Origin of the sequence: Capnocytophaga periodontitidis, assembly GCF_016126015.1 — a bacterium.
GTDB classification, from domain to species: Bacteria; Bacteroidota; Bacteroidia; order Flavobacteriales; family Flavobacteriaceae; genus Capnocytophaga; species Capnocytophaga periodontitidis.
This window is the reverse complement of sequence record NZ_JAEFDB010000001.1, coordinates 354756-367528: the sequence shown is the minus strand read 5'-3', so window position 1 is coordinate 367528 and position 12773 is coordinate 354756. Positions and strand designations below refer to the sequence as shown.

Below are 12773 nucleotides of genomic sequence, written 5' to 3'. Positions count from 1 at the left end.
ACTTTTCATTTTTTCACTTTAGAACCAATACCCTATATTAAACAGCCATATTGCTTGCCGTATTTCGGGTGAGTAAGTGCATTTTAGTTCTATAGGTCCCAAAAAACTTTCAATACTATACCCTATACCATAGCCCGAATAATCAGGGTATTTTTCCCATTGAAAACTTTCAAAAAGATTATTATCTGCTTTAGCTACATTAGCCAATAGTAACAAGTGATGTTTTTTAAAAGGTTGAAAATCTATCACCCATTCTGTTTTTAAGTAGTTTTTAGCACCAATACTCAAAAAATCATAGCCATAGAAAGGTGAGTAGTTAGAGAATACATTTTTATTATATCCTCCTAAAAAGAAGTCTAATGAATAAGTTTTAGAATTTCCTATCGTAACACCTCCTTCAAACCCTATTCGTGTATTCAATCTTGGTAGTATGGGAATAGCGAATGATATTTCTGTTTTGCCTGTGGTGAACTTATTAAAATTTGCATCATTAGGAGCTGCAAGTGCGTAAAGGTTAAATTGTGTATTAAAAAACACACCTTTACTCGGAAAAAAACTATTGTCAAAACTATCGTATTTTAAATAAGAATATAAACTGCCAAAGTGTTTTTTTTCAGAATATGAAGCAATAGCGCTTACTGAATATATTTGTTCAGCATCAAACTGTACTTTGCGGTGTTCTGCACCTAATCCAAACACAAAACCATTGCCTAAGAGCGTTTGTAAATACAATTGATTTACCCAATCGTAAGCCTCTACGTCCATTCGGTTGAGTTCAGATTGTTCTATTCTATAATTAGATAAACGTCTTGTATTCAGATTACGGTCGAACTGCACAAATTTAGAACGCAATCCATAACTGATATAGAATCCTTTATCTACAAAATAATCAAACTGATAGCGTATATTATCGCCTACGATAAGGTCAAGTGAAAGGAAGTCACTATCCTGTAAAAAATAGTTTTGAGTATAGTTCATCAAGAAGCCTGTTTTCAACAGATTATCATAATGAATGCCAAACTTCAAAAAAGTACGTTGTGGATTTTCTTTCAAGAAAAAATCAATATGTTCCCCTTCAAAAGTATGCCTAATTTGATAATTAATAGAATGGAAATTATTTGTTGCCATTAGGTTAGACAATCCGTCGTTCAGTTCTTCAAACGAAATTTTTCGATCCAAGTGTTTTAAGTGGAGTTTTCCTCGCAAGTAGCTACGAGTAAAGTGCTCGTTGTTATGAAAATGTATTTCTTTTAGATAAAAAGAATCTATTTTCTCTATAGGTTCTCTCCGTTGGGTAGTATGTTTTTGTTGAGCAGCTATTTCACGCAAACGAGGCAAAAAATGTTCAGCAGCTATTTTCCCATTGTTGATGATTGTCTCACCTTTATCAAACGAAATCACATTGAATCCTTCTATATTAGGTTTGATGTATACATCTGTTTCTTTTATTTTCTGTGGCATATTATCTACCATCGGGAAAGTTGTAATTTGTGAAAAGATACTTAAAAAAGAGTTGATTTCCTCACGTTTTGCTAACGGACTCTGTACATCTACCCCTATAATAATATCCATTCCTTTTTTTTTCACTTCGTCTACGGGATAATTATCAGCTATACCTCCATCAGTAAGCCATTTACCATCTATTTCTACCAAATCAAATAGCGAAGGGAATGAGCCACTAGCTTGTATAGCTTGAGGTAAAAAGCCGTCTTCAAGTACTACTCCTTTCCCTGTTTCTATATCAGTAGCCACGCATAGAAAAGGAATAGGTAACTTAGAAAAATCAAAAATTTCATTTACAGGATAGAGTAATTTCACAAATTCATTGTAGATATTTTGACCTTTCGATACTGCACGAGGTAACCCTACTTTGAAGTTATCAAAAGGTAATGCTACAATATAACGATCGTATATATAACGTTCGTGCAATGATTTTGCACGACGTGAAGTTTTGTCTTGCAAAAGTTTATCGAAGTCTAATTGTCGGAAGATAGAGTCCAATTCATTAGCCGAGTATCCTGCAGCATACATAGCACCTACCATTGCCCCCATACTTGTTCCCCCAATATAATCAATACGTACTCCTGCTTCCTCCAATACTTTTAACACTCCTATATGTGCTAATCCTTTCGCTCCACCTCCACTGAGCACTAAGCCTACTTTTAAGTCTTTATTAGAAGTATTTGACTGACTATAAACTATATAAGGAGTTATTATAAGGAGTATGATAAGTAATAAAATTCTCATACATTTTCTTCTTTTATAAACTTGGCACAAAGGTACAAATAATTGGTGAATTAACAAATTTTAAATTAGCAAGTTCCTATCACAACCCAATACTTTCGTTGGATACTTTTGCCTTTTGCTGAAACAAGAGTTTCTTCAAAAGGTAATTTTGTTATTTGTTCAAAACCAGCTGCTTTAAGTATTTCAGCTACTTCTTCAGCGGTATAAAACTGAAAACCTTCACGCGCAAAAGGCGCCTTCTCTCCTGTACTTTTATCTATAAAACCAATAGCTACTTTACCTTGTGAGCTGAGTAAAGTGTGAATCTTTTTGTAATAATATAATGGGTTTTCTAAAAAATAAAGGGTATTTACCGAAAAACATACATCAAAAAAATAATCGAAATTAGGGAGTTTATCAGCAACTACTTCTAAAAAATGTACTTTTTGTTGGCTAAGCAAAGCGTTGTTGTACTCAGTTGCTTCAGTTATCATTGCGGAAGAAGTTTCTACTCCTATATATTGTAGGGAACTTTCCTTGTTAAATAAATATGGGAGATGTTTGCCATTGCCAAAACCTATTTCTAAAACTTTTTGATGAGGTTGCAGTGCCAAACAATCAATAGTACAGTTTATCATACTACTATTGGAAGCAAAAATAAAATCACCTACTTCTTTGGCGTAGTCTCCTTCAGGATGACGAAATAGTTGTCCTAATAGGCGCATATCAGTAATGGGAGGAGTCATTATTTCTTATAGTATTTCTTATAGTATTTCAATTAATTAGAACGGCAAAATTACGATTTTTTGTATAATAATTTGTGTAGTTAGTAAAAACATAGTACTTTTACGCCTTTAAAATTAAAACATTAAGTTCAATTTAATCCTATTATCTATAAGATTATGAAGATATTAGTATGTATCAGTAGTGTTCCCGACACTACTTCTAAAATAAACTTTACGGAAGATAACAAACAGTTTAACCCTTCAGGGGTACAGTTTATTATCAATCCTAATGATGAGTTTTGCCTCACTAAAGCTATTATGCTTAAAGAACAATTAGGGGCAAGTGTTACTCTTGTGAATGTAGGAACACAAGAAACAGAACCAGTACTAAGAAAAGCTTCAGCTATAGGAGCCGACGATATCATTCGTATAGATGCCGCTCCTACTGATGCTTTTTTTGTAGCTAATCAGCTTGCTAAAGTTGCTAAAGAAGGTAATTACGACCTTATCATCACAGGTAAGGAATCTATCGACTATAATGGAGGAATGGTAGGAGGTTATTTAGCTTCGCTTTTAAATCTTCCTTTTATAAACAAATGTATAGGTTTAGAAATAGAAGGTGCTAAGGTAACTGCCCAACGAGAAATAGATGGTGGTAGAGAAAAGCTATCAGCTGTGCTTCCTTTGGTAATTGCAGGGCAAAAAGGTCTTACTCAAGAGAAAGACCTCCGCATTCCCAATATGCGTAACCTAATGGCAGCGCGTACTAGAGCAATCACGGTATTGCCTGCTGAGCCTACTGATGTTAGAGTAACAACAGTAGGATTTGAGAAACTTCCTGCAAAACAACCTGTGAAAATGGTATCTGCCGATGATTTAGATACCCTTATTGATTTATTACACAACGAAGCAAAAGTAATTTAATAAAAAATGTCAGTACTCATATATATAGATTCCGAAAACGGAAAAGTGAAAAAAAGCGCTTTTGAAGTAGCTACCTATGCTCGTGCAATTGCCGATAAACAACAAACAAAAGTAGTAGCTGTAACTATAAATGTACCTCAACCTGAAGTATTAGCCGCTTATGGGGTAAATAAAGTGCTTAGCATTACCAATGACCAACTACAACATATTTCTGCCAATGCACTCAATCATTTATTGCAACAAGCAGTAGCAAAAGAAAATAGTACAATAGTAGTATTTAGTGCTTCATCACAAGCTAAAGAAGTAGCTCCTTTATTAGCTAATAGCTTGCAAGCGGGGTATGTATCTAATATCATTTCTTTACCTACAGAAGATTTTATTGTGAAAAGTAATGTGTTCTCAAATAAAGCTATTAGTCTTAGTCAAATCAACACACCTATAAAAGTATTAGGATTAGCTCCTAATGCTTTTAAAACAGAAGAAAAAAATGTTGAACTTACAGTAGAACCTTTTGCTCCTACACCTCCTGATAGTGATTGGGGGATACAAGTAATCACTACAGAGAAAACCTCGGGTAAAGTGTCGTTAGACGATGCTACTATAGTGGTTTCAGGAGGAAGAGGGTTGAAAGCTGCCGAGAATTGGCAGATAGTGGAAGGACTTGCTGAAGTATTAGGTGCAGCAACCGCTTGTTCTAAACCTGTTGCTGATATGGGATGGCGACCTCATTCTGAACACGTAGGACAAACGGGTAAACCTGTAGCGCCTAATCTCTATATAGCTATAGGTATTTCAGGAGCTATACAGCACTTGGCAGGCGTAAATGCCTCTAAAGTGAAATTAGTTATCAATTCTGATCCTGAAGCACCTTTTTTCAAAGCTGCCGATTATGGTGTTGTAGGTGATGCTTTTGAGGTAGTTCCTAAACTCATTGAAAAACTTAAAGCAAGACAATAACAAATAATCCAAACATTATAAACTTTGCCAAGGATTCTGTCCTTTGGCAAAGTTTTTATTTTTTATTTCCCGATACAGAATATGAAGTAAGTATACTAAATATCTGTTTATTAATTAATTATGTCATTTCTTGAAGCGAAAAAATGTAAAAACGCAACAAAAATAAAGAAATCAAGGTCAAATAAGGTTAAAAATACTTTGTTTTTGAGTTCTTAAAAGAGGTATTTTTCTTTGCACAAAGGTACGTATTTTTTTGTGATTTAACAAGATTATTTCTATTAAGGAGCTATTATAAACTTATCCCAAAACTCATCTTTTTCTATTATAGATAGCTTTAATACAGACTTCCAATAGTTATAACCATAAGCTTTTTTATTTTCATTTTCTGTTTCTGTAATAGTACTTTTTATACTGCTTATATCTGAATTTAATCTATAATCCCCTTTTATTGTATTTATAATATTGGTTATTTCCTCATTAGACCTCTCTCTCATCCTTTTTAATAAGTCTAATCTACTAAAATGACTCTTTATAATTTCATAAGTCCTACTATCAATATTTTCAGGATTCCCCAAACAAAAGGTAACTATTGGTATATCGTCTTGAAAATCAAAATCAGCCATTAAATACCTTTTGTTAGGTAGTTCATCAAGATATAAATTTAAAAACAAATGATGATTATTATTACTATCAAGCCATAAACTACCTTTCTTACTATTACACTCTGAACAGCAAGGAAATAAATTTAATGGATTTACTGAAAAGTCAGGAAATTTTTCTTTTGGTAGGAAATGGTCTAATGTATTGACTGAATTTAAAGTACAATATTGACAAGTATTAGTTATTGTTCTAATCTGATTACCCAAAATTTCTCCCTTGATTTTTTGAATAATTGCAGCCTTATACTGATACAAATCAATTAAACTATCCTTTTCAGTTATTGATAGGTCTTCTAATGAGGTTATCTCATATAGTTTTTTATCTCTAAATTTTCCTGAATAAATATTAAATTGAGACTCAATATTATCTTCAATATTCAATAAAATATCTTTATTTTTACGCTTGCTTTTTACAGCTTCTTTAAATACTTCAAAACAATCTTCATTATAAGGTTTAAGATTTTTCATTTCTATTTTGTATTAGACTTTTAATTAGAATTTTTATGTTTAGATTTAAAGGAACTTCACCTTGCAGCTCATTTTCAATCTCCTTATATGTCTTTCCTGACTCTACAAGTTCTTCTATTTTTGTTTTATAATATTTAGGAACATCTCTATTACCAAAAATTTCGTTGGTGATAGTAGTTAAGTTTTCTCCAAAGGTTTCAAATTCTAATTTTCGTACTCTTAAAGTTGTTTCTTCCTTATCTAAGACAAAAATATTTTCAGAAAATATCTCTCTAACTATTAAAGGTGAATGTGTTGCTACTAAACCAAAAGAATTAAACTCTTGCAATAAGCCCATTATTGTGTTCATAAATTCTGTTATAGCGTTAGGGTGTAGATGAGTTTCAGGTTCATCAAAGAGAATAAAGGAACTATATCTAATATTAGCTATTATTTCTGTTATGATTAAAAATAGGGACTTTTGCCCTGAACTCATTTTATTGATAAGAGGAATACTTTTTTCCTTAAATTCATAATCATAAGAAATTGTTTCATTAAATAATTCATTAAATAAACCTTTATCAATAAATTGCCTGCAAACTGTAGCATATTTATTAAGACTATTCCGCTCTTCAATTTTAGTTATAGATTCGCTAATTTTACTTAAAAGTTCGCTGTCTGTAAGAGGTGTTTTTGTTTGGAGATTTACTAAACCACAAAAGATAAAATTGAAATCAGGTTTGCTTTTTAATCTCTCAAAGGAATCTAAATTACTATATGAAACAACTATTATTTTTCCAAAAAGAGGAACAGGAAGTACATTTTCAAAATCCTTATTTGATAATTTTTGTATCAAATCTTTGAGAAAAGAAGTCTTTCCAACTCCATTTTTTCCAATTAAACAATAAAGCCTTTGTGGAATAATTTTTTCAATGTCAAAATTAAACTTAAAACTTACTTTTGATTCAGAATAAGGAGGTTTAAAAAGAAGCTCAAAATTGAAAAAATCCTTTATATTTTTTCCATATTTTAATTTATGTCTTATCGTTCTAATAATCTCTTCAGTCTTATTTGTGTCTCTACAAAGGGAATTTTTAAATCCTTTTTCTTTTTCAAATCTTTCACAAATAGAAGGAAAACAGGCAATATCATTAAGTGCTGATAAAAAGGAATACAGTTTATCATTAAGGACGTGTTTTAAAGAAAAATAAGTAACCTCATCTTGTATAAGGCTACAATAATTACCATCTAATTTATAAAACTCTTTATCTATTACATCAAATGTTATTGGGTTATTAATATTTAAAATTTTTATATGACCTATAAATTTTATATTTAATTGACTTTCAACATAAATAAGGTCAAAACTTGTGCGATATGTATACCAGTCATTCCAATCTTTCTCTTGCAAAATCACACAAGGGTAATGTTTGGGAATAAAACTTGTATTATACTTATCTATTACAAAAAAAGGAATGTCATTTTCAGGGAAATCACTTGGAATATAATCATCTTCTATTCTAACAATAAAATATTCTAATTTAGAAGAAGCATTATATCTTTGATTTATACGATATTGATATTCATTTAGATATTTATTGAATAGTGATTTTTTAGCTTCAATATTACCCTCTTCACTATTATTCAGAATAGCTTCTAAAAGCTTTTTAAAAGTCTCATTATTTTCAATAATTTTAAATCTTCTCTCAAAGGTTTCTTCCAAACTCCAATCATTATTTCTTACAAGATGTTGATGGGCATCATCATAGGCATTATTATACCTACTATCCTCTGAAGGCATATCTCTCAAAGGCAAAATTTTTGAAAGAAAATCAGGTAAAGTAATATTTTCACTTAGATTGAAAGGGTTTTCCAATTTCAAAATCTCATCAAATAATCTTTTCTTTATTTCGTAAGGAAGTATAAATTCTTGAGGCATATTAATTTAGGACTGAAAAATTTCGGCAAAGGTAGCTTTTATTCAATAAAAAAGCAAGCCTTTCAGCTTGCCTTTTGTTTTAAGTATCTAATTCCTGTAACCGTTGTGCTACATCCTCATACTCTATACTGTGTGTATAGACTTTTTGATAGAGTAGCCTTGCCTGCTCCTTCTCTCCTTTTTCTTCATAGAGATTGCCTAATAGAAACATAATGTCTATCAAATCATCATCAGGATTAGAAGTGCGCAAAGGTGCTTTTTTGAGGGTTTCTATAGCTAAATCTATTTGATTCTTACCTATAAAACTATTGGCTATTCCTTGCAATGCTTTTAGGAATAAATCACTGTTTTTAGGTATCTTCTGAAAGTACGAAATTGCCTTATCATAGTTCTCACAAAGGTAGTAACAATTCCCTGTCAATAGTACTTGTCTTTCATCATATTTGCGAGAAAGCAAATCTTCGTATAGCTCAATGATTTTAGGACAATCAGCCTTATCATCCTTCAGAATAAGCGTTTCTACGTAAAGGAGCTTTAGCCTTTCAGAACTTGGATTTAACCTCAAAGCCTTACCAAAGCAATCACTTGACTCTGCATACCGTCCTAAGTAATACAAACAAACTCCTTTCAAATCTACTATATCAGATTCATAGGGACTTAAAGGTACTTTATATAGAGCTGTATCTAATGTAGCAACAGCTCCTTCAAAATCTCCACTATAAAAATTAGAAATAGCCGCTTCAAGATGAGTTTTCACAACCTTCTTAGGAGAACGAGACCTTCTAACTAAGAAGAAAATCATTATCACTCCTATTCCAAAAGGAATTAAACAAATAGCAATAAACCAAAGGAGGAAGGTTAAACAACCATCGCTATTACCATACTTGTTTTCATCAATAGAAAAACCTAATAGGTTTATTCCTTGTTGATAGGAGTTTGACGGTTGCGGTGTGTTTCTGCTTCTTAATAGGTTAGAGTGATAAGTAAGCCCCGTATTAGGAATATTGACAGTGTTATATAGCTGTCCATTGCTACTTAGTCCCAATCTGAAACCACCAGCTCCAACACTCATTCCAACTCCTGATGTACTAAAATTGAGTCTGAAAGCTCCAAATGATTGACTTCTACGAAAACGAAAACCCATATTATTTTACATTAGGATTGAACTCTTTTGTTTTAACATACTTTCCTACATTAGGATTGTCTTTAGAGGCAGAAGGAAAGATATACAACGTATTATAATGCATATCTGCACTATTTTCTCCTGAAAAAGATGCTATACTATGTTGAGCTAATAAGTTATTTTCTGACTTATTTAACAACTTTCCTATATTTATTCCATAATTACTATTGTAATAAAGCTCTAATGCTTTTTTATCGTCAAAAAAATCAATATTGATTTTCCCTCCTTTTTCTGAAACAATCTTATTTATAACTCTTTCTATTTCATTCACAAAGCTATCATTTTTCAGATTGACTTTGTCTATCAAAACGAAGTAAGAAGGAGCTTTGTCATAACGAATAACAGTAGTCAAGTCCTCTTGAATTTCATATTTTATTAAAGGTTCTTCTTTTTGAGCAGTTGCTGGTTCTTGCTCTGTTGTATTTTCTTCTGTCTTAATGACAATTTTAGGTTTGTTTTCTTCTTTTGAAGAAGATGTTTCAGCAGATTTAGGGACAGTAGCTCCTGCTATTGTAAATAGTACAATATAAGAAACATACCTAACTATTTTGTTTTGCCAAAAACTCACATTTTCCTTGAGTTTATCAGAAACTGTGGGTAAAAGAACAACCCCAAGAATTACAAAAGCAATTCCTGTTATAATGCTTTTTTGAGTAATAACACCTAAACCTGTTATTATGAATAATATTCCTAAAATATATTTTGCTACTTTCATAAAATCAATTGTTTTTAAGATTAATAATTTGCTATTATAAGGTTCTCATAGTTTTTAGTAGGAGTTCTTATTATTTGCTTGGTTTTCAAGTTGAGTTTGAATAGACTTTTTTCTGTGCCTGATTGTAGTCCAATAATTTCGTTCGTGCTTTTAGAGTATTGTATATAGCTTAAATAGTCCTGTCCTGTTTCTACGATAGTCTCTAATTCTTTACCTGTTGATAGGTCTAACTTTACGATTTTACGATTACGCAAATCATAAGCATACAACTCATCATTAGCTATTACAAGTCTTTCATATCCATTAGAGGGTGCTTTTACAATCTGTTTTGTTGTCAAATTAAGTCTGAAAAAAGAATAGTCATTCTTAAACATTTTTTCGTTATATTTTATTTGTTCTCCAATAATCTCATTGGTACTTTTAGAGAAGCGAATATGACTTAAATAATCATTCCCTACCTCAGCAATAGTTTCTATCTCTTTACCTGTTTGAAGGTCTAATTTTACAATTTTGTGATTGCGCAAATCATAAGCATACGGCTCATTATTAGCTATTATGAGCTTCTCATAAAGATTACAAGGTAACCTTACAATCTCTTTTGTAGTTACATTAAGTTTGAATAAATAATGTCCTGAATTTCCTGATTGTATGCCTACAATTTCATTAGTACTCTTTAAGTAGTAAATACCTCTTCCTAAGTATTCCTTACCTATTTCAACAATGGTTTCTAATTCTTTACCTGTTTGAAGGTCTAATTTTACAATTTTACTATAGGCTACATAAGCATACAAAACACTTGGTTTAGGAAGAATAGTTAGGCGACCTATACTCTTAGAAGTTTCATTGGAAGATAGAATAACTTCTCCTGATGTAGCCTCTTCAGGAATTTCTACTTTTAGATGGTTGGAGGTAACTTCTTTGATAGTCCCTTTTGCTCCATTAAAAGTAATTGTGTAGGTCTGTGAAGGAACAAAATTCTCTCCTTCAATGGTAATAATATCTCCTACAGTAACCTCTTGTGCAGAAAAGTTTTTAACTGTAGGAAAATTAGTTTGTTGAGGTGTAGGTTGTTCTTTTGCTGGAGCTGGAGCAGGTTCATCTTTAGAACAGCTCACAATGACTCCCATACAGAACAAAGTCAAGAAGATTTTTAATGCTTTCATAAGCTAAAAAAGATAGTTTTTGAATGCTTTTCAGCCCCTAAAAGCGGTTAGTAATATAAAATAAAAAAGCGTGGGACTGTATAACTTAATCTTATTTGTTCTCAGGTATCGCCAAACACCCGTACCCTAATAAGTACAGCCCACGCCGAAGCGTGAGCGTTTCTACTTATTATTTTGTAGGGTACTATAAAATTGGCGATTTTAAGAAGCACAAAATAAAAGCTAAACGCTAATATGTCTTTATGTTAAAAAATAATTTTTCTGTTCTATATTCTTTTCTTTTAAAATGATGGGACAAAAGTAGTATTATTTTGTGATATTACAAAATTTTTAATAGTTGTATTTTTTTAATCCTTTGCTGAAGGTTCGCTCATCTAATAAAGAAAACTAAAGACCTCTTTTTTCTTATTTTTAGGATCTACTTTCCGATACAGAAGCGGGAAAATATGTTTCCTAAAACCTCATCATTACTTACTTCTCCAGTGATACTGCCCAAATGATAGAGTGTTTCGCGTATATCAATAGCTAATAAGTCACCCGATAAATGCATTTGCATTCCTTCTTCTACTTTTTCAATAGCTTGTAACGCGTTAGAAAGAGCTTCGTAATGACGGATATTTGTTACTACAGTTGCTTTGCCAATATGACTAAGCGTTTGGGCATAATCAGCGAGAAATCTTTTTAACTCAGTAATGTTTTGTCCTTCTTTAGCTGAAATTCTTAATAAAGTATTAGTATAGCCTTTGAGAGATTGTAGAATCTCATCATCAAAAGCAGTTGTTTCTTCTGATGATAAGTCTGTTTTGTTGTGTAGTAAAACATATTTAGTACCCTCTCGGTAGTTTTCCTTTACAAAAGTAGTAATTTCACTCACTGTATTATCTTTGTCATCAAATAGAAATAATATCACTGAGGCTTTTTCTATTTTTTCTTTGGCTTTTTGTACCCCTATTGCTTCTATTTGATCTTGTGTGTCACGAATACCTGCAGTATCAATAAAACGAAAAGCAATACCTCCTATATGCAAGGTTTCTTCAATCGTATCACGAGTTGTGCCTGCAATATCCGATACAATAGCACGCTCTTCATTTAGTAAAGCATTGAGCAAGGTTGATTTGCCAGCATTGGGTTTTCCTACAATCGCCACAGGAATACCATTTTTCAAAACATTTCCTACTGAAAACGATTGGATAAGTGATGATAACGTAGTTTTAATAGTTTTTAAAAGGTTTTTAAACTGACTTCTATCAGCAAATTCTACATCTTCTTCCGAAAAATCTAACTCAAGTTCTATTAGTGAGGCAAAATTGAGTAATTCTTGTCGTAATGCTTCTATTTCAGAAGTAAAACCTCCACGCATTTGTTGCAAGGCTACTTGATGAGAGGCTTTACTATCAGAGGCAATCAGGTCAGCTACTGCTTCAGCTTGATTAAGTGCTAATTTGCCATTTAAGAAGGCACGTTTAGTGAATTCTCCAGCTTCAGCCAAACGAGCACCATTGGCTAAACACAATTTAATAACTTCTTCTACAATATAATTACTTCCGTGACAAGAAAACTCTACTACAGGTTCTCCTGTATATGATTTCGTACCTTTAAAAATAGTAGCCAGACACTCATCAATTACTTGGTTTTTAGCTTCTAAAGTTCCTAAATGTACTGTGTGGGAGGGAGCGTTGATTAAAGGTTTTTTGCTGTAGCTCTTGAATATTTGGTCTGCAATTTCTATAGCATTTGCGCCTGATAATCGGATAACAGCAATGGCACCCATTCCCGAAGCAGTTGCTAAAGCAACAATAGTATCGCTGGTATATATTGTATTTTTCTTATTCATA

The 12773-nt window shown here is 32.1% G+C and carries 10 protein-coding genes; 2 read left to right on the top strand and 8 right to left on the bottom strand.

The window, feature by feature from the left end:
• Positions 1 to 18 precede the first annotated feature (18 nt).
• Positions 19 to 2247, bottom strand: coding sequence for a patatin-like phospholipase family protein (locus I7X29_RS01765; protein WP_198467002.1), 2229 nt, complete (start codon positions 2245 to 2247; stop codon positions 19 to 21).
• Between the two features lie 65 nt (positions 2248 to 2312).
• Positions 2313 to 2972: a class I SAM-dependent methyltransferase gene (locus I7X29_RS01760; protein ID WP_198472583.1), complete on the bottom strand. Its 660-nt coding sequence runs from the start codon at positions 2970 to 2972 to the stop codon at positions 2313 to 2315.
• A 156-nt stretch (positions 2973 to 3128) separates the two neighbouring features.
• Here I7X29_RS01760 and I7X29_RS01755 point away from each other — a divergent pair, with 156 nt between their 5' ends.
• On the top strand, positions 3129 to 3875 hold the full coding sequence (locus tag I7X29_RS01755; protein WP_198472582.1) for an electron transfer flavoprotein subunit beta/FixA family protein: 747 nt from the start codon (positions 3129 to 3131) through the stop codon (positions 3873 to 3875).
• A 6-nt stretch (positions 3876 to 3881) separates the two neighbouring features.
• Positions 3882 to 4832 (top strand): electron transfer flavoprotein subunit alpha/FixB family protein, encoded by a 951-nt coding sequence (locus I7X29_RS01750; protein WP_198472581.1) that lies wholly within the window; start codon positions 3882 to 3884, stop codon positions 4830 to 4832.
• A gap of 278 nt (positions 4833 to 5110) precedes the next feature.
• Here I7X29_RS01750 and I7X29_RS01745 read toward each other — a convergent pair whose 3' ends face one another.
• The 6 genes from I7X29_RS01745 to mnmE all read right to left on the bottom strand — a co-directional run bounded on the left by I7X29_RS01745 (position 5111) and on the right by mnmE (position 12772).
• Positions 5111 to 5959 (bottom strand): HNH endonuclease, encoded by an 849-nt coding sequence (locus tag I7X29_RS01745; protein WP_198472580.1) that lies wholly within the window; start codon positions 5957 to 5959, stop codon positions 5111 to 5113.
• A complete protein-coding gene (locus I7X29_RS01740; protein WP_198472579.1) occupies positions 5946 to 7877 on the bottom strand; it encodes an AbiJ-related protein in 1932 nt (643 codons plus the stop codon). Before I7X29_RS01740 ends, I7X29_RS01745 begins: the two co-directional genes overlap by 14 nt.
• 79 nt (positions 7878 to 7956) lie before the next feature.
• Positions 7957 to 9021: a DUF4236 domain-containing protein gene (locus tag I7X29_RS01735; RefSeq protein ID WP_198472578.1), complete on the bottom strand. Its 1065-nt coding sequence runs from the start codon at positions 9019 to 9021 to the stop codon at positions 7957 to 7959.
• A gap of 1 nt (position 9022) precedes the next feature.
• Positions 9023 to 9775 (bottom strand): hypothetical protein, encoded by a 753-nt coding sequence (locus I7X29_RS01730; protein WP_198472577.1) that lies wholly within the window; start codon positions 9773 to 9775, stop codon positions 9023 to 9025.
• A gap of 20 nt (positions 9776 to 9795) precedes the next feature.
• On the bottom strand, positions 9796 to 10938 hold the full coding sequence (locus I7X29_RS01725) for an IPT/TIG domain-containing protein (RefSeq protein WP_225883640.1): 1143 nt from the start codon (positions 10936 to 10938) through the stop codon (positions 9796 to 9798).
• Positions 10939 to 11356: 418 nt separating this feature from the next.
• Positions 11357 to 12772 (bottom strand): tRNA uridine-5-carboxymethylaminomethyl(34) synthesis GTPase MnmE, encoded by a 1416-nt coding sequence (gene mnmE, locus I7X29_RS01720; RefSeq protein WP_198472576.1) that lies wholly within the window; start codon positions 12770 to 12772, stop codon positions 11357 to 11359.
• Position 12773 lies beyond the last annotated feature (1 nt).